34 protein-coding genes are annotated in these 19,817 nt (G+C 43.1%); 32 read left to right on the plus strand and 2 right to left on the minus strand.

Annotated features, from left to right (window positions below; all coding sequences use genetic code 11):
• The first annotated feature begins 13 nt into the window (after window positions 1-13).
• The 26 genes from rplD (at window position 14) to rplQ (ending at window position 13,166) form a co-directional block, all read left to right on the plus strand.
• The gene (gene rplD, locus B2P60_RS05555; RefSeq protein ID WP_193006042.1) at window positions 14-616 is read left to right on the plus strand and encodes a 50S ribosomal protein L4; all 603 of its coding nucleotides are present in this window, start codon (window positions 14-16) and stop codon (window positions 614-616) included.
• Window positions 613-963, plus strand: a complete 351-nt coding sequence (rplW, locus tag B2P60_RS05560) for a 50S ribosomal protein L23 (protein WP_193006040.1) — start codon at window positions 613-615, stop codon at window positions 961-963. Before rplD ends, rplW begins: the two co-directional genes overlap by 4 nt.
• Window positions 964-974: 11 nt before the next feature.
• Window positions 975-1,805: a 50S ribosomal protein L2 gene (gene rplB, locus B2P60_RS05565; protein WP_193006038.1), complete on the plus strand. Its 831-nt coding sequence runs from the start codon at window positions 975-977 to the stop codon at window positions 1,803-1,805.
• A 12-nt stretch (window positions 1,806-1,817) separates the two neighbouring features.
• On the plus strand, window positions 1,818-2,093 hold the full coding sequence (gene rpsS / locus B2P60_RS05570) for a 30S ribosomal protein S19 (RefSeq protein WP_010196682.1): 276 nt from the start codon (window positions 1,818-1,820) through the stop codon (window positions 2,091-2,093).
• A gap of 10 nt (window positions 2,094-2,103) precedes the next feature.
• The gene (gene rplV / locus B2P60_RS05575) at window positions 2,104-2,433 is read left to right on the plus strand and encodes a 50S ribosomal protein L22 (protein ID WP_021813373.1); all 330 of its coding nucleotides are present in this window, start codon (window positions 2,104-2,106) and stop codon (window positions 2,431-2,433) included.
• Between the two features lie 3 nt (window positions 2,434-2,436).
• On the plus strand, window positions 2,437-3,165 hold the full coding sequence (gene rpsC, locus B2P60_RS05580; protein ID WP_193006036.1) for a 30S ribosomal protein S3: 729 nt from the start codon (window positions 2,437-2,439) through the stop codon (window positions 3,163-3,165).
• 3 nt (window positions 3,166-3,168) lie between these two features.
• On the plus strand, window positions 3,169-3,582 hold the full coding sequence (gene rplP, locus B2P60_RS05585; protein ID WP_075102274.1) for a 50S ribosomal protein L16: 414 nt from the start codon (window positions 3,169-3,171) through the stop codon (window positions 3,580-3,582).
• A complete protein-coding gene (rpmC, locus tag B2P60_RS05590) occupies window positions 3,582-3,779 on the plus strand; it encodes a 50S ribosomal protein L29 (protein WP_010196696.1) in 198 nt (65 codons plus the stop codon). Before rplP ends, rpmC begins: the two co-directional genes overlap by 1 nt.
• The gene (gene rpsQ, locus B2P60_RS05595) at window positions 3,776-4,051 is read left to right on the plus strand and encodes a 30S ribosomal protein S17 (protein WP_021813375.1); all 276 of its coding nucleotides are present in this window, start codon (window positions 3,776-3,778) and stop codon (window positions 4,049-4,051) included. Before rpmC ends, rpsQ begins: the two co-directional genes overlap by 4 nt.
• A 182-nt stretch (window positions 4,052-4,233) precedes the next feature.
• A complete protein-coding gene (gene rplN / locus B2P60_RS05600) occupies window positions 4,234-4,602 on the plus strand; it encodes a 50S ribosomal protein L14 (RefSeq protein ID WP_010196702.1) in 369 nt (122 codons plus the stop codon).
• A gap of 8 nt (window positions 4,603-4,610) precedes the next feature.
• Window positions 4,611-4,928, plus strand: coding sequence for a 50S ribosomal protein L24 (rplX, locus tag B2P60_RS05605; protein ID WP_010196703.1), 318 nt, complete (start codon window positions 4,611-4,613; stop codon window positions 4,926-4,928).
• Window positions 4,929-4,949: 21 nt separating this feature from the next.
• Window positions 4,950-5,486, plus strand: coding sequence for a 50S ribosomal protein L5 (rplE, locus tag B2P60_RS05610; protein ID WP_021813377.1), 537 nt, complete (start codon window positions 4,950-4,952; stop codon window positions 5,484-5,486).
• Window positions 5,487-5,498: 12 nt separating this feature from the next.
• The gene (rpsN, locus tag B2P60_RS05615; protein WP_193006033.1) at window positions 5,499-5,804 is read left to right on the plus strand and encodes a 30S ribosomal protein S14; all 306 of its coding nucleotides are present in this window, start codon (window positions 5,499-5,501) and stop codon (window positions 5,802-5,804) included.
• 11 nt (window positions 5,805-5,815) lie between these two features.
• Complete coding sequence (gene rpsH, locus B2P60_RS05620) at window positions 5,816-6,214, plus strand: 30S ribosomal protein S8 (RefSeq protein ID WP_193006032.1); 399 nt, start codon at window positions 5,816-5,818, stop codon at window positions 6,212-6,214.
• A 224-nt stretch (window positions 6,215-6,438) separates the two neighbouring features.
• Window positions 6,439-6,972: a 50S ribosomal protein L6 gene (gene rplF, locus B2P60_RS05625; protein ID WP_198335026.1), complete on the plus strand. Its 534-nt coding sequence runs from the start codon at window positions 6,439-6,441 to the stop codon at window positions 6,970-6,972.
• Window positions 6,973-6,983: 11 nt separating this feature from the next.
• Window positions 6,984-7,334: a 50S ribosomal protein L18 gene (gene rplR, locus B2P60_RS05630; RefSeq protein WP_087040761.1), complete on the plus strand. Its 351-nt coding sequence runs from the start codon at window positions 6,984-6,986 to the stop codon at window positions 7,332-7,334.
• Between the two features lie 2 nt (window positions 7,335-7,336).
• Window positions 7,337-7,852 (plus strand): 30S ribosomal protein S5, encoded by a 516-nt coding sequence (gene rpsE / locus B2P60_RS05635; protein ID WP_193006028.1) that lies wholly within the window; start codon window positions 7,337-7,339, stop codon window positions 7,850-7,852.
• Window positions 7,853-7,872: 20 nt separating this feature from the next.
• Window positions 7,873-8,052, plus strand: coding sequence for a 50S ribosomal protein L30 (gene rpmD / locus B2P60_RS05640; RefSeq protein ID WP_057758718.1), 180 nt, complete (start codon window positions 7,873-7,875; stop codon window positions 8,050-8,052).
• Window positions 8,052-8,492: a 50S ribosomal protein L15 gene (rplO, locus tag B2P60_RS05645; protein ID WP_193006026.1), complete on the plus strand. Its 441-nt coding sequence runs from the start codon at window positions 8,052-8,054 to the stop codon at window positions 8,490-8,492. The genes rpmD and rplO overlap by 1 nt, the downstream gene beginning before the upstream one ends.
• Window positions 8,493-8,511: 19 nt before the next feature.
• Window positions 8,512-9,843: a preprotein translocase subunit SecY gene (gene secY, locus B2P60_RS05650; protein ID WP_193006079.1), complete on the plus strand. Its 1,332-nt coding sequence runs from the start codon at window positions 8,512-8,514 to the stop codon at window positions 9,841-9,843.
• A gap of 31 nt (window positions 9,844-9,874) precedes the next feature.
• Window positions 9,875-9,991 carry a 50S ribosomal protein L36 gene (rpmJ, locus tag B2P60_RS05655; protein ID WP_010196721.1) on the plus strand — a complete coding sequence of 39 codons (117 nt, stop codon included), beginning with the start codon at window positions 9,875-9,877 and terminating at the stop codon, window positions 9,989-9,991.
• Between the two features lie 251 nt (window positions 9,992-10,242).
• On the plus strand, window positions 10,243-10,599 hold the full coding sequence (rpsM, locus tag B2P60_RS05660; protein ID WP_021813384.1) for a 30S ribosomal protein S13: 357 nt from the start codon (window positions 10,243-10,245) through the stop codon (window positions 10,597-10,599).
• Window positions 10,600-10,619: 20 nt separating this feature from the next.
• Window positions 10,620-11,009: a 30S ribosomal protein S11 gene (rpsK, locus tag B2P60_RS05665; RefSeq protein ID WP_058368279.1), complete on the plus strand. Its 390-nt coding sequence runs from the start codon at window positions 10,620-10,622 to the stop codon at window positions 11,007-11,009.
• A gap of 48 nt (window positions 11,010-11,057) precedes the next feature.
• Window positions 11,058-11,699: a 30S ribosomal protein S4 gene (rpsD, locus tag B2P60_RS05670; protein ID WP_057758723.1), complete on the plus strand. Its 642-nt coding sequence runs from the start codon at window positions 11,058-11,060 to the stop codon at window positions 11,697-11,699.
• An 80-nt stretch (window positions 11,700-11,779) separates the two neighbouring features.
• On the plus strand, window positions 11,780-12,787 hold the full coding sequence (locus B2P60_RS05675) for a DNA-directed RNA polymerase subunit alpha (RefSeq protein WP_021813386.1): 1,008 nt from the start codon (window positions 11,780-11,782) through the stop codon (window positions 12,785-12,787).
• A 19-nt stretch (window positions 12,788-12,806) separates the two neighbouring features.
• On the plus strand, window positions 12,807-13,166 hold the full coding sequence (gene rplQ / locus B2P60_RS05680; protein ID WP_021813387.1) for a 50S ribosomal protein L17: 360 nt from the start codon (window positions 12,807-12,809) through the stop codon (window positions 13,164-13,166).
• Window positions 13,167-13,254: 88 nt separating this feature from the next.
• Here the strand turns inward: rplQ and B2P60_RS05685 are convergent, their stop codons facing one another.
• Together B2P60_RS05685 and B2P60_RS05690 are read right to left on the minus strand one after the other, a co-directional pair.
• Window positions 13,255-13,875 carry an L-threonylcarbamoyladenylate synthase gene (locus B2P60_RS05685; RefSeq protein WP_193006021.1) on the minus strand — a complete coding sequence of 207 codons (621 nt, stop codon included), beginning with the start codon at window positions 13,873-13,875 and terminating at the stop codon, window positions 13,255-13,257.
• Window positions 13,876-14,160: 285 nt separating this feature from the next.
• A complete protein-coding gene (locus B2P60_RS05690) occupies window positions 14,161-14,922 on the minus strand; it encodes an elongation factor P hydroxylase (RefSeq protein ID WP_286739945.1) in 762 nt (253 codons plus the stop codon).
• 159 nt (window positions 14,923-15,081) lie between these two features.
• Here B2P60_RS05690 and B2P60_RS05695 point away from each other — a divergent pair, with 159 nt between their 5' ends.
• From B2P60_RS05695 to lysM, 6 genes are all read left to right on the plus strand, one after another.
• Window positions 15,082-15,675 carry a YceD family protein gene (locus tag B2P60_RS05695; RefSeq protein WP_230709224.1) on the plus strand — a complete coding sequence of 198 codons (594 nt, stop codon included), beginning with the start codon at window positions 15,082-15,084 and terminating at the stop codon, window positions 15,673-15,675.
• 318 nt (window positions 15,676-15,993) lie between these two features.
• A complete protein-coding gene (gene rpmF / locus B2P60_RS05700) occupies window positions 15,994-16,176 on the plus strand; it encodes a 50S ribosomal protein L32 (RefSeq protein ID WP_010196743.1) in 183 nt (60 codons plus the stop codon).
• A gap of 456 nt (window positions 16,177-16,632) precedes the next feature.
• On the plus strand, window positions 16,633-17,601 hold the full coding sequence (gene fabD, locus B2P60_RS05705; protein WP_193006017.1) for an ACP S-malonyltransferase: 969 nt from the start codon (window positions 16,633-16,635) through the stop codon (window positions 17,599-17,601).
• Window positions 17,592-18,326: a 3-oxoacyl-ACP reductase FabG gene (fabG, locus tag B2P60_RS05710; RefSeq protein WP_230709260.1), complete on the plus strand. Its 735-nt coding sequence runs from the start codon at window positions 17,592-17,594 to the stop codon at window positions 18,324-18,326. Before fabD ends, fabG begins: the two co-directional genes overlap by 10 nt.
• A gap of 270 nt (window positions 18,327-18,596) precedes the next feature.
• The gene (gene acpP, locus B2P60_RS05715) at window positions 18,597-18,833 is read left to right on the plus strand and encodes an acyl carrier protein (RefSeq protein WP_057758815.1); all 237 of its coding nucleotides are present in this window, start codon (window positions 18,597-18,599) and stop codon (window positions 18,831-18,833) included.
• A gap of 291 nt (window positions 18,834-19,124) precedes the next feature.
• The gene (gene lysM, locus B2P60_RS05720) at window positions 19,125-19,634 is read left to right on the plus strand and encodes a peptidoglycan-binding protein LysM (protein WP_193006015.1); all 510 of its coding nucleotides are present in this window, start codon (window positions 19,125-19,127) and stop codon (window positions 19,632-19,634) included.
• The last annotated feature ends 183 nt before the right edge of the window (window positions 19,635-19,817 follow it).

The raw sequence follows: 19,817 nt of genomic DNA on the forward strand, positions 1-19,817 counted from the left end.
CAAGGGGATTAACGTGGATTTAAAAACAGTTACAGGTGCGGCGGTTGAGCTTTCTGATACGGCATTTGGTCGTGAATTCAACGAAGCACTAGTGCATCAAGTCGTCACCGCTTATTTAGCTGGTGCTCGCCAAGGTACACGCGCACAAAAAACCCGTGCCGAAGTTTCTGGCGGTGGTATCAAGCCATGGCGCCAAAAAGGTACTGGTCGCGCTCGTGCGGGTTCTATTCGTAGCCCAATCTGGCGTTCAGGTGGTCGTGCATTCGCTGCAAAACCACAAGATTGGTCACAGAAAGTAAACCGTAAAATGTATCGCGGTGCGATGCAGTGCATCCTAGCCGAATTGATTCGCCAAGAGCGTTTGATTTTGGTAGAAGAGTTGAGCGTTTCTGGGCCTAAGACTAAAGAGCTGATTGCAAAGTTAAATGAGCTTAATGCACCTCGTGCACTAATCGTCACCAAAGAAGTTGACGAAAACTTATACTTAGCTGCTCGCAACATTCCACATGTCAATGTACTTGGTACAAATGAAGTGGACCCAGTGAGTTTGATCGCGTTTGATAAAGTGATCATGTCAGTTGAAGCTGCGAAACAATTTGAGGAAGCACTAGCATGAATAACGCAAGACTTTATCAGGTCTTAAGAGGGCCTGTATTCTCAGAAAAATCTCAAATGCTTGGCGACTCACTTGGTGTGCAGGTATTTAAAATTGATTCTAATGCTACTAAGCTTGAAGTCAAAAAAGCAGTTGAGTTGATGTTTGAAGGTGTTGAAGTTACTAAAGTAAACACTTTGAATGTTAAAGGTAAGACAAAGCGTTTTGGTAAGAGTATCGGCCGTCGTAACGACTATAAAAAAGCCTATGTTACCTTAAAAGCTGGTCAAGATGTACAAATGGCTGATGCTGGTGAAGAGGTCGCGAATACGACTGCTTCTGCTAGTGAAACAGCGAACAACGAATAAGGATTACACTCATGCCTATCGTAAAAGCAAAGCCAACATCACCAGGCCGTCGTTTTGTTGAAAAAGTGGTGCATCCACACCTTTACAAAGGTCGTCCTTATGCAGCGCTTCTCGAATCAAAAAGTAAGTCAGGTGGTCGTAACAATAATGGTCGCATAACTACTCGTCACATTGGCGGTGGTCATAAGCAACATTATCGCATCATCGATTTCAAACGTACTAAAGACAATATCCCAGCTGTGGTTGAGCGTATTGAATACGATCCTAACCGTACTGCACATATTGCATTACTTAAGTACGCTGATGGCGAACGTCGTTACATCATTGCTGCTAAAAAACAAGCAGTTGGTGATACAGTAATGTCAGGCGAAACTTCTCCAATCCGTCCAGGTAACTGTCTACCGCTGAAAAACATCCCATTGGGTACTGTGATTCACAATATCGAGCTTAAAATCGGTAAAGGTGCACAGATGGCTCGTTCTGCGGGTGCTAGCGTTCAGTTACTAGGTCGTGACGGTATCTACGCAATTTTACGTATGCGTTCAGGCGAAACTCGCCGTGTACATGTGAATTGCCGTGCTGTTATCGGTGAAGTCTCTAACACTGAAAACAACTTGAAATCACTTGGTAAAGCCGGTGCTTCACGTTGGCGCGGTGTTCGTCCTTCAGTTCGTGGTGTCGCAATGAACCCGGTTGATCACCCGCATGGTGGTGGTGAAGGTCGTAACAAAGGTCGCCATCCAACCAGCCCTTGGGGTCAGAAGTCTAAAGGACTTAAAACGCGTCACAACAAGCGTACTGACAGTATGATCATCCGTCGCCGTCGCGCCAAGAAGAAATAAAGGAAGAATTTCATGCCTCGTTCATTGAAAAAAGGTCCATTCATAGACGCGCATTTGTTTGCCAAAGTTGAGAATGCATTAGACACCAACTCACGCAAGCCAATTAAGACTTGGTCGCGCCGCTCGATGATTCTGCCACAAATGGTTGGCCTAACTTTATCTGTTCACAACGGCCGTACACATGTACCGGTTATCGTGAGTGAGCAGATGGTTGGTCATAAACTAGGTGAATTTGCCCCGACTCGTACGTATCGTGGTCATGGCATTGACAAAAAAGCTAAGAGATAAGGTGCTTACCATGGAAGTAACTGCAAAATTACGCGGTGCCGCCATTTCGGCACAAAAAGTTAGACTCGTTGCTGATGAAGTTCGTGGCAAATCTATCGAGCGTGCTTTGGATATCCTAACGTATAGTAATAAAAAAGGCGCTGTATTTGTTAAGAAATGCCTTAACTCAGCCATCGCCAATGCCGAACATAATCACGGCTTAGATATTGATGACCTAAAAGTCGCTACTATCTACGTTGATGAAGGCATTACGCTAAAACGTATCCTACCACGTGCTAAAGGTCGCGCTGATCGTATCAGTAAGCGTACTTGTCACATCACTATAAAGGTAGGAGAATAAGTTATGGGTCAAAAAGTACATCCAATCGGAATTCGTCTTGGTGTTGTAAAAAAGCATAATGCAAATTGGTATGCTAACCCTAAACAATACTCAGAATACCTCATCAACGACATCCAAGTTCGTGAGTATCTACGCAAAAAGCTAGATAATGCTATGATCAGCAATATCATGATCGAGCGTCCTACTGGTGCTGCTAAGATTACCATCGCCACTGCGCGTCCTGGTATCGTTATCGGTAAAAAAGGCGAAGATATCGAAAGACTTCAAAAAGAGTTGACCAAAATTATGGGCGTACCTGCTCAGGTCAACATTGAAGAAATCACTTCACCTGATCTTGATGCACGTTTGGTAGCAGACGGTATCGGAAGCCAGCTTGAGCGTCGCGTTATGTTCCGTCGTGCCATGAAGCGCGCGGTACAGAACAGCATGCGTTCTGGTGCTAAAGGTATTAAAGTTGAGTTGTCTGGCCGTCTTGGCGGTGCTGAGATTGCTCGTACTGAATGGTATCGTGAAGGTCGTGTGCCATTGCATACACTCCGCGCTGATATTGACTATTCGTCAGTACGTGCAGAAACAACTTACGGCACTATCGGTGTAAAAGTTTGGATTTTCCGTGGCGAAATCCTTGACGGTATGAACAGTGTTTATAATCCCGTCAACGAAGAGAAGCCTCGTGCGCCAAAACGCCGTGGTCGTGGAAACGGAAACCGTCGAAACTCAGACAGAGGTTAAACTATGTTACAGCCAAAACGTACCAAGTTTCGTAAAATGCACAAAGGTCGTAACACAGGTCTTGCTCATCGTGGAAGCACCGTTGCATTCGGACAAATTGGTCTAAAATCGTTGACTCGTGGTCGTATGACTGCCCGTCAAATTGAAGCAGCACGTCGTACCATCACTCGTAAAATTAAGCGTGGCGGTAAGATTTGGATTCGTGTATTCCCAGACAAACCAATTACCAACAAACCATTAGAAGTACGTATGGGTAAAGGTAAAGGTCCAGTCGAGTATTGGGTATGCGAAATCAAACCTGGTAAAGTGCTATATGAAATCGAAGGGGTCTCAGAAGAGCTTGCTCGCGAAGCCTTAACGCTTGCTGCAGCAAAACTGCCCTTTAAAACTACCATTGTTAAGCGGACGATAATGTAATGAAGATCAGTGAATTACGTGATAAATCATTAGAAGAACTGACCCAGTTACTTGATGAAAAGCAACTTGATGCTTTCCGTATTCGTATGGCTAAAGCAACTGGTCAGTTGGGTAATACCCATGAAGTCAGAGGCAATCGTCGCACGATTGCTCAGATTCAGACTTTGATTAACGAGAAACAACGAGGCGACTCATGAGCGATAACAATCAAACAGCTACCAATGCTAGCGTATTGACAGGACGAGTTGTCAGCGACAAGATGGACAAGTCCATCACAGTTTTGATTGAGCGTCTGGTTCGTCATCCTTTGTATGGCAAACAGCTTCGTCGTTCTACAAAAATCAAAGCACATGATGAGAATAACGTTTGCCAACAAGGCGACCTTGTCCGCATCAAAGAAACGCGTCCAATCTCTAAAACCAAGTCTTGGACTTTGGTTGATGTGGTTGAAAAAGTAGAAAAAATCTAAGTAAATTGCATTAAAAGCCAGAAGCTGTTAAAATAGCCGCCTTTTTAAGGATGCTGATTGCGCCGAGCGTATATCACTCACATTAAGAGTAAGCAGCGGTTATTAATATTAAAATGCCGACTACTCATACTGTGCTAGCGGCAGCAACTGGTTTTTATTGCTCATACGTGTGGAGTAACGCTATGATTCAGGTTGAGTCAATGCTGGAAGTTGCAGACAATAGCGGTGCAAGGCGAGTTCAGTGCATTAAAGTACTGGGTGGTTCTCATCGTCGTTATGCATCAGTTGGCGACATTATTAAAGTAACGGTTAAAGAAGCCATTCCGCGTGGTCGTGTTAAAAAAGGCGACGTGATGAATGCTGTAGTTGTACGTACCAAAAAAGGCGTTCGTCGTCCTGATGGTTCTGTGTTGCGTTTTGATGACAATGCTGCGGTATTGTTGAACCAAAACAAAGCGCCGATTGCAACTCGTATTTTTGGACCGGTAACTCGTGAACTACGTGGTGATCAGTTTATGAAAATTGTATCACTAGCACCAGAAGTATTGTGAGGTAATCCATGTCAAAATTACGTAAAGGCGATACAGTTATCGTGATTGCTGGGAAAGACAAAGGCAAGCAAGGTACTGTACAAGCTGTAAAAAATGATCGTATTAAAGTTGAAGGCATTAATATTGTTACTAAACATCAGAAGCCAAATCAGGCAACTGGCGTTGAAGGTGGCATTCTTAAGCAAGAAGCTTTTCTGCATATCTCAAATGTCGCAATTCTAAATGCGCAAACCCAAAAAGCTGATCGTATTACTTATCAGTTCGGCGAAGACGGCAACAAACAACGCGTCTATCGTTCGAACGGTGAAGTAGTGGCGACTGCGTAAGACACTAAGGGTGTAATGGTAATGGCAAGATTAAAATCTTTATATAACGATGAACTAAAGCAGCAAATCAAAGAAGAGCTTGGTTTGGCAAATGTGATGCAAGTGCCTAAGATCACTAAAATCACACTTAACATGGGTGTAGGCGGCGCGTCTCAAGACAAGAAATTGCTTGAAGGTGCTGTGGCTGATATGACTGCGATTGCTGGTCAAAAACCTGTTGTCACCAAAGCGCGTAAATCAGTTGCTGGCTTTAAGATTCGTGAAGAATGGCCAATTGGCTGTAAAGTAACGCTACGCGGTGAGCAAATGTACGAATTTTTGGATCGTCTCATTGCCATTGCAATTCCTCGTATTCGTGATTTCCGCGGTTTTTCACCTAAAGCCTTTGACGGACGTGGTAACTACTCTTTGGGTATCAAAGAACAAATCGTATTCCCAGAAGTAGATTTTGACAAGATTGATCGTATCCGCGGTATGGATGTGACAATCACCACGTCAGCTGGTACTGATGAAGAAGGTCGTGCGTTGCTTAAAGCATTCGGCTTCCCATTTAAATAAGGTAAAGACGTTATGGCAAAGAAGAGCATGATTAACCGCGAATTAAAGCGCGAAAAAATGGTTGCTAAATATGCTGAAAAGCGTATCAAGCTAAAAGAAACTATCAGTGATATGACTGCAAGTGACGAAGCTCGTATGGAAGCGATGTTAGAGCTACAAGCTTTACCACGTAATTCATCACCAGTACGTCTACGTAATCGTTGTGCTATCACCGGTCGTCCTCACGGTTACTTCCGCAAGTTTGGCTTATCACGCAATATGCTGCGTGAGCGTGTCATGCAAGGCGATGTGCCTGGTGTTCGTAAAGCAAGCTGGTAAGGAGTAACTATATGAGTATGCAAGATACCGTTGGGGATATGCTAACCCGTATTCGTAACGCACAAATGGCTAACAAAGTATCGGTAGCAATGCCGAGCTCTAAATTACGTAAATCAATTGCTGATTTACTAGTTAGCGAAGGTTATGTGGCGAGCGCCGTTGTTACTGAAGAAGAAAACAACAAAGCAACCCTTACTATTGAATTGAAGTATTTCGAAGGCCGCGCTGTCATCGAAACTATCCAACGTTATAGCCGTCCTGGTCTACGCCAGTTCCGCGGTAAAGACGCTATCCCTACTGTTAAGCAAGGTATGGGTGTTGCTATCGTATCGACTAGCCAAGGTATCATGAGCGATCGTGCTGCACGCGCTGCTGGTATCGGTGGTGAAATCGTTGCATTTGTTGCCTAATTAGCATTCTTTGCTTTAGGCAATAAAACGATAAAGTCTATTTGGACCCCTTTAAGCTTTGTTAAATTTATAAAAATTTATAATAAGCTTGAAGAAACCTAAACATTCGATGTTAATAAAATTGAAAGATGTTTAATGGGAACAACTATGCTAAACTAGCAGGCTTTTTAGCCTGTTAGTTTTTTCGCTAATATAAAGAAGTTAATTTTTTAAGGAATATTCCTATGTCTCGTGTGGCTAAAGCCCCAGTGACGCTGCCAAATGGCGTAAGCGTTACTTTGAACGATCGGCAGGTCGAAGTTAAAGGCAAGAACGGCAATTTGTCTTTACGCCTGCATGAATTGGTCGAGCTGAAACAGGAAGATGATGCTATCATTTTCTCACCTACAGTCGATTCAAAAGAAGCTATGATGCACACTGGCACCATGCGCGCTCTGCTTAACAACTATGTTACGGGCGTGAATGAAGGCTTTGAAAGACGTCTTCAACTGATTGGTGTTGGTTATCGCGCACAAGTTACTGGTAATAAAGTAACTTTAAACGTCGGTTACTCTCATCCAGTAGAGTATACGTTGCCTGAAGGTGTGTCAGCTGAAACCCCAACGCAAACTGAAATTGTTTTGAAATCAAACAATAAACAGCAGCTTGGTCAAGCAGCGGCTAATATCCGTGGTTTCCGCCCACCTGAGCCTTATAAAGGCAAAGGTATTCGTTATAGTGACGAACATGTGATTCGCAAAGAAGCTAAGAAAAAATAAGGTGAGTTGAAATGTTTGATAAAAAAGCAGCTCGTCTGCGTCGAGCTAAGAAAACCCGCGCGCATATCCGTGTCTTAGGCGCTCATCGCTTAACGGTTAATCGCACGCCGAAACATATTTATGCCCAGATTATCTCTCCGAACGGTGGTGAAGTGATTGCTCAGGCATCTACCTTGGACGGCAGTTTGCGTTCAGGCGCGACAGGCAATACTGATGCCGCAACGTCTGTGGGTCAATTGATCGCAGAACGTGCAAAAGCAGCTGGTATTACTAAAGTTGCCTTTGACCGTAGTGGTTTTAAATATCATGGTCGAGTAAAAGCTTTAGCAGAAGCTGCTCGCGAAAATGGATTGGAGTTTTAATCATGGCTAGAAATGATAAAAATGATAAGAACGAACAGACTGACGGTCTAGTAGAACGCCTAGTTACCGTTGATCGCGTTGCAAAAGTTGTTAAAGGTGGTCGTATTTTCTCATTCACTGCGTTGACCGTAGTGGGCGATGGCAATGGTCGTGTTGGTTTTGGTCGTGGTAAAGCACGTGAAGTGCCAGCTGCTATTCAAAAAGCACTAGAAGCTGCCAAACGTAATATGATCACTGTTGATCTTAATGATGCAACTTTGTATCATCCAATCAAAGCACGTCATGGTGCTAGTAAAGTCTACATGCAACCTGCATCTGAAGGTACTGGCGTAATCGCTGGTGGCGCAATGCGTGCTGTATTAGAAGTTGCTGGTGTCAAAGATGTTTTGACTAAATGTTATGGTTCTACCAATACTGCTAACGTTGTTCGTGCAACGTTTAACGGTTTACGTGATATGTCAACTCCAGAGAAGATGGCAGCTAAACGTGGTAAATCTGTAGACGAAATCTTGGGTTAACTTAGACTAGGTGAGTTACGATGAAAAAAATGAAAGTCACTCAATTTAAATCGGGTGCCCATCGCCTAAAGAGCCACAAAGCGAGCTTGAAAGGATTGGGTTTACGCCGTATTAATCATACTGTTGTAGTAGAAGACACTCCTTCAACACGTGGTATGGTCAATCGCGTCAACTACATGGTAAAAGTGGAGGAAGCGTAATGGGACTTAGATTAAATGAATTATCACCAGGTGTTGGCGCAAAGAAAACTGCCCAACGTCGTGGTCGTGGTATCGGTTCAGGTCTTGGTAAGACTGGTGGTCGTGGTGTAAAAGGTCAGAAATCTCGTTCAGGTTCTAGCATTCGCTCAGGATTTGAAGGTGGCCAAATGCCTTTATATCGCCGTCTACCGAAATTTGGTTTTACCAGTAAAATGGCAATGAAGACTGCTGAAGTGCGTCTGTCTGAACTGAATAAAATTGAAGGCGATGTGGTTAGCGTTGAAACACTGAAAGCGGCTAACCTAATCCGTCATGATATGAAGCGTGCCCGTGTTATGTTGTCAGGCGAAGTCACTAAAGCTTATACTTTTAAAGGTATCAAAGTGACTAAAGGCGCCAAGCAAGCAATCGAAGCTGCTGGTGGTAGCATCGAGGAGTAGTAACGTGTCAAAACAATCAATGTCATCGGCTGGTATACCGCTTAATCCATTTGCGTTCATACGTAAGTATGATGAACTATGGAAGCGTTTATTATTCTTAATCGGCGCATTGATTGTTTATCGTTTAGGGTCACACATTCCTGTACCAGGTATTAACCCAGTTAATCTGGCTGATCTGTTTTCGCGCAACGAAAATACCATCCTGAGCATGTTTAATATGTTCTCAGGGGGTGCACTAGAGCGTATGTCTATCATGGCGCTTGGCATTATGCCTTATATCTCAGCGTCCATTATTGTACAGATGATGTCTGCGGTATTGCCATCGCTTGAAGCCCTCAAAAAAGAAGGTGAAGCGGGACGACGTAAGCTAAATAAGTACACCCGTCAAGGGACACTTGCTTTAGCACTGGTACAGTCATTAGGAATGTGTGCGGGTTTAATCAGCCAAAATCTTACCTTATCTACTGGTCTTACCTTTTACATACCAGCGGTTACTTCTTTAGTAGCAGGCGCAATGTTCTTAATGTGGCTTGGTGAGCAGATTACAGAACGTGGTGTGGGTAATGGTATCTCAATGCTTATTTTTGCAAGCATTGTGGCCGGTACGCCAGGTATGATTTCGCAGTCTATTGAACAGGTCAATCAAGGGCAGATGAACTTGATTGTACTATTTATTTTTGTGCTACTAGGCATCGCGGTTACCGCAGGTATCGTTTATATTGAACGTGCTCAGCGCCGTGTTCCTGTAAACTATGCACAAAAACAACAACAGGGACGCAAAATTTATGCTCAGCAGCAGTCACATTTGCCGTTGAAGCTGAACATGGCAGGGGTTATCCCAGCTATTTTTGCCAGCTCTTTATTGTTGTTTCCCGCAAGTTTGGGGCAGTGGGTGGGTCAATCTACCGATCCTAGCTTCACACAGAAAATATTGCAAAATATGGCACTCGTGTTGTCTCCTGGACAACCGCTGTATCTAGTACTGTTCGGTGCAATGATTATTTTCTTCTGTTACTTCTATACGGCATTGGTATTTAGTCCACGTGAAGTAGCTGAAAACCTTAAACGTAGTGGTGCGTATATCCCCGGTATTCGCCCAGGACAACAAACTCAGCGTTACCTCGATCATGTATTAAACCGACTGACCTTTATTGGCGCGATGTATATGACGGTTATTTGTTTAATGCCAATGGTCGTCCAGTCATCGTTTGGTGTACCGTTCCAACTTGGTGGTACGTCTTTACTGATTATGGTGGTTGTGGTAATGGATTTCATCTCGCAGATACAAGCGCATTTGATGACCCATCAATATCATGATCAGACGTTAATTCAATCGCCCACTCAACCTTAAATGAGCGGTACGATATTTCAAGGAGCATGCTATGAAAGTTCAAGCATCAGTTAAGAAGATTTGCGGTAGCTGTAAAGTTGTGCGCCGTAAAGGCCGTGTACATATTATCTGTACAGCAGAACCGCGCCACAAGCAACGTCAAGGTTAATATTTGGTACCATAAGTTTTTTAACTTTTGTTACTAAATAAATTAATACTTGAAAAATAACGGCGGATGGGATATCATCCGCCACTTGCCGTGTTTATGCAGAATGTTTTATAATACTGTCAGTCGATAGGCTTGTAATTGAGTCAAAAAGCGACAGTAATCATAAAAACTCTAGTATTAACAGCAACAAATCTGAAGAATAATGCCTTATTGATAAATAACGCTTATTTTTCTTTAATGGAGAGAAATCAATGGCTCGTATTGCCGGCGTAAACATTCCGGATAATAAGCATGCTGTTATTTCACTAACTTACATCTTTGGTGTAGGTCGTACCACTGCTCAGAAAATCTTAGAAGCAGTTGGCATTGCCCCTACTACTAAAGTTAGTCAGTTAGATGATACACAGTTAGATGCTATCCGTGCACAAGTTGCAAATTACATGACTGAGGGTGACCTTCGTCGTGAAGTTTCAATGAATATCAAGCGTTTAGTTGATCTTGGTTGTTACCGTGGCATCCGCCATCGTCGTAACCTACCGGTTAGAGGTCAGAACACCAAGAACAACGCTCGTACTCGCAAGGGTCCGACACGCCCTCTCAAAAGATAATTAACTTAGGAAGCTAAAAGATGGCTAAAGACACTCGTAGTCGCAAAAAAGTGACTCGTCGTTCAGTATCGGAGGGCGTTGCCCATATCCATGCGTCTTTTAATAACACCATTGTTACGATTACCGATCGTCAAGGTAATGCACTGGCTTGGGCCACTTCAGGTGGACAAGGCTTCCGTGGTTCACGTAAATCTACACCATTTGCAGCTCAGGTTGCAGCTGAAGTCGCTGGTAAAGCGGCTCAAGAATACGGTGTTAAGAATATCGACGTTTTGGTCAAAGGACCAGGACCGGGTCGTGAGTCTGCGGTAAGAGCACTAGGTGCATTGGGTTATAAAGTTAATAGCATCTCTGATGTTACCCCAATCCCACACAATGGTTGCCGTGCGCCGAAAAAGCGCCGCGTCTAATATTAAAGACGAAGCTTTTTATCCCAAAAGCTTATAGGAGACATAACAATGGCCCGCTATATTGGACCAAAACTCAAATTATCACGTCGTGAAGGTACAGACTTAGGCCTTAAGTCTGGCGTAAAACCATATGACGTAAAAACAAAAAAAGCTGGTCGTCCACCAGGTCAACATGGCGTTAGCCGTAACAAGACCTCTGAATATGCTTTACAGCTGCGCGAAAAGCAGAAAGTTAAGCGTATTTATGGTGTATTAGAGCGTCAGTTTGCTAATTACTATAAAGAAGCTGCTCGTAAGCGCGGTGCTACTGGTGAAAACTTGTTAGCTATGCTTGAGAGTCGTCTAGATAACGTTGTATATCGCATGGGCTTTGGCTCAACTCGCGCAGAAGCACGTCAGCTAGTCAGTCATCGTACTGTTATGGTAAAAAAAGCTGGCCGTGATGAGTTTGTTCGTGTGAATATTCCTTCAATTCAGCTTCAAGATGGTGATGTCATCGCTATCCAAGAGAAATCTCGCGAACAACTACGTATTAAAAACGCTATCGAATTAGCGACACAACGTGGTATTCCAGAATGGCTTGATGTTGACCACAGCAAACTACAAGGCACATTTAAACATGCGCCTGATCGTATTGATCTACCTGCTGAAATCAACGAAAGCTTGATCGTTGAGCTATACTCTAAGTAATGACGTAATGCTCAATGTTATGAAAATGGCATTGAGCAATTAACGTTAATTAAACCAGTTTAATAAATCGAGGTGACATCATGATGCTAAATGCAACTGAGTTTCTAACGCCGAATGCCATTAATGTGGATACGGTTAACGAAACGATTGCGAAAGTCACGCTCGAACCGTTAGAACGCGGCTTTGGGCATACCCTAGGTAATGCTCTGCGTCGCATCTTGTTATCTTCATTACCTGGTGCTGCAGTCATTGAAGCTGAGATTGATGGTGTTGACCATGAATACTCAACGCTTGAAGGCCTGCAAGAAGACGTACTTGATTTGCTTTTGAACTTAAAAGGCTTAGCAATTACGCTTCATGACCAAAATGAAGTATTTTTGACCTTGGATAAACAAGGTCCAGGCACTATTACTGCTGCAGACATCGCGTTGCCGCACAATGTTGACATCATCAATCCAGAATTGGTCTTGGGTACATTGAGCGATCGTGGTCATCTTAAGATGCGTTTGCGTGTAGTGATGGGTCGTGGATATGAGCCAGCAAACCAGCGCCGTGAAGATGGTGATACTAAAGCAATTGGACGTTTAAAGCTTGATGCAAGTTTTAGTCCTGTGCTTCGTGTTGCTTATCAGGTTGAGAACGCTCGTGTAGAGCAGCGTACTGATCTTGATCGTCTTATCATTGAGCTTGAAACTAATGGCACTATAGATCCAGAAGAAGCAATTCGTAAAGCAGCCACTATTTTACAACAACAGATTTCTATCTTTGTTGACCTAGAAGCTGAAGAAGCGCCTGAGCCTGTGAAAGAGAAAGAAGAGGTTGATCCGGTGCTATTACGCCCTGTGGACGATCTTGAACTAACGGTTCGCTCAGCCAACTGCTTGAAAGCTGAAAACATTTACTATATCGGTGATTTGGTACAGCGTTCAGAGACTGAACTTCTAAAAACCCCAAATCTTGGTAAGAAATCATTGACAGAAATCAAGGACGTATTAGCGTCTAAAGATTTAGAGCTCGGTATGCGCCTAGATAACTGGCCACCAGCTGATTTACGTGTTGATGATCGCTTTTCTTATCGTAGCCGTTAAACTTTAAGGATTTTTGACTATGCGCCATCGTAAGAGTGGAGTCAAGCTGGGTCGTACCGGCAGTCATCGTAAGGCAATGTTTCAGAACATGACCAACTCATTATTTGAGCATGAACTGATCAAAACAACTTTACCAAAAGCAAAAGAGTTACGCCGCGTTGCCGAGCCATTAATCACTATGGCTAAAGAAGACAGCGTTGCTAACCGTCGTTTAGCATTCAGCCGTATGCGTAGCAAAGCTATGGTAGGCAAATTATTTGGCACGTTGGGTCCTCGTTACCAAACACGTCCAGGTGGATATTTGCGTATCGTAAAATGCGGTTACCGTGATGGTGACAATGCGCCAATGGCTTATGTAGAATTGGTTGATCGCGACTAATTTTATACTGACCTATAAGTATATAAAAAAAGCTCCAATAAATTGGAGCTTTTTTTTGTGCGTCACATTTGTCATTATTCTTCGTTAACTATAGTAGCAAGGAAGCAACGTCAGCAGCACCTTGTCTGATAATCTCAGGTTGGCCGCTAGTCATATCGACAATGGTGGTGAGCTTAGTGGTCTTGATACCCGCGTTAATGAGACCATCTATCTGATTGCCCAACAGCTCTTCAATCTCAAATGGATCATCGAGGATATCGTCTCTATTAGGTAGTATGAGGGAGCTGGTCAAGATTGGTTCATCCATTGCCTCTAAGAGTGCCTGAGCAATAGGGTTACTCGGTACGCGAATACCTATGGTTTTTTTCTTGGCGTGTGCCAGTTTTTTTGGCACATCTTTTGTAGCATTTAGAATGAATGTAATAGGTGCGGGGGTATGGGCTTTTAGTTGTTTAAACTGTACATTGTCTACGGTGGCATAATTAGCAATTTCACTTAAGTCACGACACAATAAAGTAAATTGATGCTTGTCATCCAGTTCACGAATTTGCTTAAGCTTCTCTAGTGCCTCTTTTGCCCCTAGGCGGCAACCAAACGCGTAACTGGTATCAGTGGGATAGATGATTAATTGGTCCTTGCGTAATAGATCAGCGGCTTGTTCAATAAGACGCGGCTGTGGATTGTCCGGATGAATATAGAGTACTTGCATAATAGATCCTTATTTATAATTATTGGGTTTTTGTCATTAGGAGAGATTGTTTTTATTGACACTACGAATCAAATCTATACAGAGTTGTTCAAATACTTGTTTTGTTTACTGCGCAGACATTGTATAAGTAGGGTGGGTGATACTATATGAGTCTGAGAGATCACGCACCGCTTTATACTGCGTTATTCATTAGACCCAGTATAGCGCACAGCAAATATAAGTTTAGTGGCAAGACGTTACTATCCGTAGAAAATCGTTAACGAAAGATCATAGAGAGTAGCAAGGCTAAGCCCATGTACCGTCGTTAGCGTCGCCAGTAGCACAGACCGTCAGAAGGGCATGTAATAAGACTTTAGCATCACGGGGTAGGGTATGAGGCTTTGCGATGTATTCCTCAACCTGTCGATAAACGTCATTTTCGAAGGTACTACTGCTGGTATCAAATGTTGCAAATAAATTGTCTTGTGAGACTTGAAAAGAGCGTCCGCAAGCTAGAGTGAATAGACACTCAAGCGCCTGTGGTTTGATCTCTACACGCTCAAACGCTTGCTGCTGAGCGACTGATCGTCCATCTGGTGCGTACCAATAGCCAAAGTCAGGCAAGCGTCTACGAGCGTCCCCTGCTATGCACCAATGACTCGCCTCGTGCAGCGCACTAGCAAAAAATCCATGGGCAAACGCTATTCTGGCAGGCTCATTATTTTGTGCAGGGAAGTACTCTGGTTCGCTTTCACTACGGACCAAGACGACTTTTTGCGCGGCAAATAGGGTATTGAATAATTGGATAAGCCAGTTTGTCGCTGCGCGTTCCCTGTCATCAGATGTTTGTATAGTGCTATCAGATGCTTTGCTAGGAAGTAGACTGTACCATTCATCTTGCCACTTCTTGAAACACTCATTTAAGTACTTATTTCTTCGAATGCTTCCTGACTCAGGAGAAAGTAGGTTGTTATTACTGGTCAGATTGGTAAGACGTTGCAGTAGTTCTTTGGTTTTGACAAAAGGGAGTAGATTAGAAAAATCAACTTTATTTTTAACTGGATCCATAGATAACACACTGACCAAATAGAGGATAAAAAGTAAGAAGAGATCGGCTGAGGAAAAAGAATACCAAAAAATATTAACATACTAGCGCTAGCACAGCACGGTGCTTTCCGTTAGTATGGCAGGCAATATTATACACCGTTTTGACGAATGAGGTCGCGCATGTCAAGCACTCCAGAAAGTAAACCGTCAGCATTGAACCCTGACAATAAAAAAGCGCCTGTAACGAATAGCATGCCTGAGCACATCTCTTTAGATAAATGGGCAGACACGGGTTATGAGTGGGCAGGAGAAGTAGAGCCGAGCTCTTTTCAACGTCTCGCTACTGTTTTGTCCACCGACCATGAACAGACAAAAACGCAGCTCGATGCTAACCTATATCGCCGCAATAATGTCTTACATCTGGCTTTTACACTGACGGGTAACGTCTGGCTAACTTGTCAACGTTGTCTACAACCAGTGGCTATTGATTTGTCTGATGATTATGACATTGCCTTGCTAGAAAACGAGAGCCAAGTGCGCTTAGTGAATGAAGAGCAAGACTATTTGCTACTTGATGAAATCATCACGGAGCAATCACCAGAGCGTTTACTACCCTTTAAAAAGCTGGTTGAAGATGAAATCTTGCTCAAGACCCCAATGGCGCCAAAGCATGATGACTGCGAAATGACGGTAGAGCAATTTGGTGAGATACCAGAAGAAGAGGAAAGTGAAAACCCATTTGCGGCTTTAGCCTCCTTAAAAGGCAAGCTCTAACCGTATAAATGCTCTGCTCTTTAGATTTATAATGCCTTTTATCTGCTTTGTACAGAAGAGTGAAAGGCAGGGCTTTATTAATCCATTAAACATGCGTATAATGTCCGGTTTATTGCATTCTAGCAACAAGTTACTTGCTGATAGACGCTGACTGGGCAAAATTTCTGTGGATTTTAGACGCAGTCAGTATTATATGTAGGTGACAATCTATTTAACTAATGATGCTTAAGACTTAGGTTGTGGTGATTATATAGCCTCTGTCAGTATCGACTAAAGCTGAATTTTAAGCTTATCCCTTTTAAGTATAGGAGCTATATCATGGCTGTTCAAAAAAGTCGTAAAAGCCGTTCTCGTCGTGACATGCGCCGTTCACACCATCGTATGGAAGTGGCTGAGCTAAGCGTAGATGCGACCACTGGTGAAAAACATCGTCGTCATCACATGACTAAAGATGGTTTCTACCGTGGCCGTCAGTTATTCAAGGTCAGTCAAGACGCTTAAGTCATTGACTATTCAATAGCTAATACATAAGTAATGATAGTACTGGTGATTGTCATTACTTGTGTGCAGCCGTTATTAGACAATATGTTTTAAGCTAAAAAAAGCCAAGTTATTTCGCTATCATATATTATGTGGCTGGATAACTTGGCTTTTTGCTATATGTTTTTTATCAACCGTGTTTTCACATCCTTTTATCTGTAGCTTTTGGTAGATATGAAGATGAACTAATACAATTGATCACTTTGTTCCGAGTAGGGTTCTTTGCTTGGTGTGTTTGGTTGTCATCCGCTATGATAATAGTGTGCGTCAGTGTATAGTTTACCGATGGTTTGTTTTCTTAGACAAATAATGAAAGGATCGGCTGATATCGTGTCTAATAACGGTATATAGTACCTAATAACATCATTACCCCCATTATTTTTAGGGATATTTCCAATTAAATAAGGAATGTTGGTTATGGCCTCTGCACCCGATATGGTAAAAAAGCAGCCCACGCGTATTGCGGTAATTTTTCCGGGACAAGGATCACAAGTGGTCGGGATGACTAGTGAGCTTGCTGAAACTTATCCAGAGATTCGTGATACTTTCACCGAGGCGAGTGACGCACTTGGTGAGGATTTATGGGCAATCTGTCAGGATGAAGAAAAGCTCAATCAAACCCAGTACACTCAGCCTGCACTACTGACGGCTAGCATAGCAATTTGGCGTATTTTAAAACAAAAAATAGACACACCCCCTTGCTACTTGGCTGGTCATTCTCTAGGTGAGTACAGTGCGCTTTGTGCAGCGGGCGTATTATCGCTTGGTGATGCGGTAACCTTGGTACATAAGCGTGGTCAGTTGATGCAAGAGGCTGTCGTTGGTGTCGATACAGCGATGGCAGCAGTATTGGGGCTTGAGGACAATCGGGTCGAAAATCTGTGTGAGCAAGCGACTGAACATGTGGCCGATGCGGTGGTTGATGCCGCCAACTTTAATAGCCCAGGCCAAGTGGTCATATCGGGCAATGCTGCTGGCGTTAGTGCGGTGATTGATAAAGTGCAAAATACGGGCAAAAAAGCGATCTCTCTAAAGGTAAGTGTGCCGTCACATTGTGCGCTTATGGAGCCCGCAAGTAGTGCGCTCGCTGAGATATTGGCCGCAATCAAATTTGATCAAGCGACGATTCCTGTTATTCAAAATCGTCATGCGCGCGTTGAGAGTAGTGCTGTCGGTATCAAACAAGCATTAACAGAGCAGTTAAGCCAACCTGTCTTATGGTCAAAGACAATGCAAGAGCTGGCTGACAAACAAATTAATGTTTTAATTGAATGTGGCAGTGGTAATGTATTGAGTAATTTGGCTAAGCGTCAAGCGCAACCAATTACCAGTTATCCTACGGATAAACCTGCCCGTCTCGATAAGTTAATGGAGGTATTATCATGAGTCGTACGATTACATTAGTGACTGGCGCTAGCCGTGGTATTGGAAAAGCTGTCGCCAAACGCTTTGCCAAAGAAGGACATTTTGTTATTGGGACTGCGACCACTGAAAAAGGCGCTGCACTCATCGAAGACTATCTCCATGATAGTGGGGGCATTGGTCGCGTCTTAGATGTCCGTGATACGGCACAAATTGATAAGCTGTTTGAAGAGATTGAAAGCGTTTATGGAGCGGTACAAGTGCTCATTAATAACGCTGGTATCACGCAAGACGGATTATTGATGCGCATGAAGGATGAAGACTGGGAAAATGTCATTGATACTAATTTGACGTCAGTTTATCGTATGAGTAAACGCGCGGTCCGCGGTATGATGAAAGCGCGTCGCGGTCGTATCATCAATATCACCTCTGTTGTCGCTCAAATGGGCAATGCAGGTCAATCTAACTATGCCGCGACCAAAGCAGGAGTGGAAGGTTTTAGTCGTACCCTAGCGCGTGAAATTGGCTCACGCCAAGTGACCATCAACTGCGTCGCCCCAGGTTTGATCGAGACCGATATGACGGATGAGCTGGATGAGCGCCTACTAAACTCCATGTTAGATGCCGTGCCAATCAGTCGTCTTGGCCAGCCAGAAGACATTGCAGCCGCCGTCCATTTCTTAGCCAGCGATGAGGCAAGCTATATCACAGGCGCTGTCATTCCTGTCAACGGTGGCATGTATATGTAACGCGCGAGCCTGCGTTACACAGTTATAATAAAAAACTCTGTGAACGAGTGTAAACTATATTAAAGGGTGCTATAATGACGAATACTTTTATGTCAAAGCCCTGTATGATAGCAAGGCTTTACCAGACATTGGTCAAAACGTATAACCCGTTATAAAGCACTTAGACAGCGACGCTAGTCTGAAAATACCATTTTATAAACAATGCCATAGGCTCTGTTAATAGGGCCATGGAAGTTTGTCAAAATAATAGATCAAAAAGGAGAAATCTACATGAGTAACGATATCGAGCTAAGAGTTAAAGCGGCAGTAGCTGAGCAATTGGGTATGAACGTTGAAGATATCAACAACGATGCTTCATTCATGGAAGACTTAGGTGCAGATTCACTAGACCTAGTAGAATTGGTTATGTCATTCGAAAGCGATTTTGGCATTACTATTCCTGATGAAGATTCAGCAGAATTAACGACTGTTCAAAAAGCAATTGACTACGTACAAGCGCAGCTATAATTAGCGATTGGCTTATCCGATTTTATGTCATTATATGACCGCTTATCTTAGTAGATAGGCGGTTTTTTTATGCTCATTGTTTGTCAGAATAGGGTTTATTCATGGGATTAGCCCGAACGTTAACATAAGCTACGCCAAGTCAACATTACACAACATACTCTTACTATCTACCGCCATGCCTGTTGTTTATACTCATAATGGTAAGCCGCAATAAGTGGTAAACCGTATATGTGTTTGCCACTAAAAAATAATGATGAATAATAAAATAATGATATTTTAAGGAGTCACTCTATGGGTATGTTCAGTTTTGCCAAAGACATTGGAGACAAAATTTTTAATCGGGATGACGATAAGCATGATGCTAAATCAGAAACCAAAGCAGATGCCAATACACCAGTACAAAGCAGCGAGCCTTCTGCCCAGTCAGTTGCCAATCTTTTACTGCGCCGTATCCAGCAGCAAAACCTCAATATTAGTAACTTAAAAATTAAATATAACGGTTCTACCGATACCGCAGAAATCAGTGGCAATGCTAAGACTCAGGCTGATCGCGAAAAAGCCATTATCGCTATTGGTAATGTACAAAATGTCGCAAAAGTCATTGATAACATCGATATTGAAGAAGATGCGCCTGAATCAACGATGTACACTGTAAAATCGGGCGACAGTTTGTCTAAGATTGCCAAAGACGTTTATGGTGAATCTGGTGATTATATGAAAATATTTGAAGCCAATCAGCCCATGCTGTCTGATCCCGATAAGATTTATCCAGGTCAAGTATTACGCATTCCTAAACCATAATATTGCTTTTACATTCTAAAGTATGCGTGAATAAAAAATGCCTCTTAATTGAACTGACCCCCATAAGTTGAACACAACTTATGGGCTATTTTTATGCGTTACGATCTGGACTTTAAGATGCAAGACATCGCATACTATCGGCAAGGACATACCGGAGTCGCAACAGCAAAGAAGTTTGGACTT

Source organism: Psychrobacter sp. UBA3068 (assembly GCF_002366815.1).
Taxonomy (GTDB): Bacteria; Pseudomonadota; Gammaproteobacteria; order Pseudomonadales; family Moraxellaceae; genus Psychrobacter; species Psychrobacter namhaensis.

Excerpts from the sequence above, each read along its gene's own strand:
- rplW (WP_193006040.1), top strand. The coding sequence starts at position 613 with ATGAATAACGCAAGACTTTATCAGGTCTTAAGAGGGCCTGTATTCTCA.
- rplB (WP_193006038.1), top strand. The coding sequence starts at position 975 with ATGCCTATCGTAAAAGCAAAGCCAACATCACCAGGCCGTCGTTTTGTT.
- rpsS (WP_010196682.1), top strand. The coding sequence starts at position 1,818 with ATGCCTCGTTCATTGAAAAAAGGTCCATTCATAGACGCGCATTTGTTT.
- rplV (WP_021813373.1), top strand. The coding sequence starts at position 2,104 with ATGGAAGTAACTGCAAAATTACGCGGTGCCGCCATTTCGGCACAAAAA.
- rpsC (WP_193006036.1), top strand. The coding sequence starts at position 2,437 with ATGGGTCAAAAAGTACATCCAATCGGAATTCGTCTTGGTGTTGTAAAA.
- rplP (WP_075102274.1), top strand. The coding sequence starts at position 3,169 with ATGTTACAGCCAAAACGTACCAAGTTTCGTAAAATGCACAAAGGTCGT.
- rpmC (WP_010196696.1), top strand. The coding sequence starts at position 3,582 with ATGAAGATCAGTGAATTACGTGATAAATCATTAGAAGAACTGACCCAG.
- rpsQ (WP_021813375.1), top strand. The coding sequence starts at position 3,776 with ATGAGCGATAACAATCAAACAGCTACCAATGCTAGCGTATTGACAGGA.
- rplN (WP_010196702.1), top strand. The coding sequence starts at position 4,234 with ATGATTCAGGTTGAGTCAATGCTGGAAGTTGCAGACAATAGCGGTGCA.
- rplX (WP_010196703.1), top strand. The coding sequence starts at position 4,611 with ATGTCAAAATTACGTAAAGGCGATACAGTTATCGTGATTGCTGGGAAA.
- rplE (WP_021813377.1), top strand. The coding sequence starts at position 4,950 with ATGGCAAGATTAAAATCTTTATATAACGATGAACTAAAGCAGCAAATC.
- rpsN (WP_193006033.1), top strand. The coding sequence starts at position 5,499 with ATGGCAAAGAAGAGCATGATTAACCGCGAATTAAAGCGCGAAAAAATG.
- rpsH (WP_193006032.1), top strand. The coding sequence starts at position 5,816 with ATGAGTATGCAAGATACCGTTGGGGATATGCTAACCCGTATTCGTAAC.
- rplF (WP_198335026.1), top strand. The coding sequence starts at position 6,439 with ATGTCTCGTGTGGCTAAAGCCCCAGTGACGCTGCCAAATGGCGTAAGC.
- rplR (WP_087040761.1), top strand. The coding sequence starts at position 6,984 with ATGTTTGATAAAAAAGCAGCTCGTCTGCGTCGAGCTAAGAAAACCCGC.
- rpsE (WP_193006028.1), top strand. The coding sequence starts at position 7,337 with ATGGCTAGAAATGATAAAAATGATAAGAACGAACAGACTGACGGTCTA.
- rpmD (WP_057758718.1), top strand. The coding sequence starts at position 7,873 with ATGAAAAAAATGAAAGTCACTCAATTTAAATCGGGTGCCCATCGCCTA.
- rplO (WP_193006026.1), top strand. The coding sequence starts at position 8,052 with ATGGGACTTAGATTAAATGAATTATCACCAGGTGTTGGCGCAAAGAAA.
- secY (WP_193006079.1), top strand. The coding sequence starts at position 8,512 with ATGTCATCGGCTGGTATACCGCTTAATCCATTTGCGTTCATACGTAAG.
- rpmJ (WP_010196721.1), top strand. The coding sequence starts at position 9,875 with ATGAAAGTTCAAGCATCAGTTAAGAAGATTTGCGGTAGCTGTAAAGTT.
- rpsM (WP_021813384.1), top strand. The coding sequence starts at position 10,243 with ATGGCTCGTATTGCCGGCGTAAACATTCCGGATAATAAGCATGCTGTT.
- rpsK (WP_058368279.1), top strand. The coding sequence starts at position 10,620 with ATGGCTAAAGACACTCGTAGTCGCAAAAAAGTGACTCGTCGTTCAGTA.
- rpsD (WP_057758723.1), top strand. The coding sequence starts at position 11,058 with ATGGCCCGCTATATTGGACCAAAACTCAAATTATCACGTCGTGAAGGT.
- B2P60_RS05675 (WP_021813386.1), top strand. The coding sequence starts at position 11,780 with ATGATGCTAAATGCAACTGAGTTTCTAACGCCGAATGCCATTAATGTG.
- rplQ (WP_021813387.1), top strand. The coding sequence starts at position 12,807 with ATGCGCCATCGTAAGAGTGGAGTCAAGCTGGGTCGTACCGGCAGTCAT.
- B2P60_RS05685 (WP_193006021.1), bottom strand. The coding sequence starts at position 13,875 with ATGCAAGTACTCTATATTCATCCGGACAATCCACAGCCGCGTCTTATT.
- B2P60_RS05690 (WP_286739945.1), bottom strand. The coding sequence starts at position 14,922 with ATGGATCCAGTTAAAAATAAAGTTGATTTTTCTAATCTACTCCCTTTT.
- B2P60_RS05695 (WP_230709224.1), top strand. The coding sequence starts at position 15,082 with ATGTCAAGCACTCCAGAAAGTAAACCGTCAGCATTGAACCCTGACAAT.
- rpmF (WP_010196743.1), top strand. The coding sequence starts at position 15,994 with ATGGCTGTTCAAAAAAGTCGTAAAAGCCGTTCTCGTCGTGACATGCGC.
- fabD (WP_193006017.1), top strand. The coding sequence starts at position 16,633 with ATGGCCTCTGCACCCGATATGGTAAAAAAGCAGCCCACGCGTATTGCG.
- acpP (WP_057758815.1), top strand. The coding sequence starts at position 18,597 with ATGAGTAACGATATCGAGCTAAGAGTTAAAGCGGCAGTAGCTGAGCAA.
- lysM (WP_193006015.1), top strand. The coding sequence starts at position 19,125 with ATGGGTATGTTCAGTTTTGCCAAAGACATTGGAGACAAAATTTTTAAT.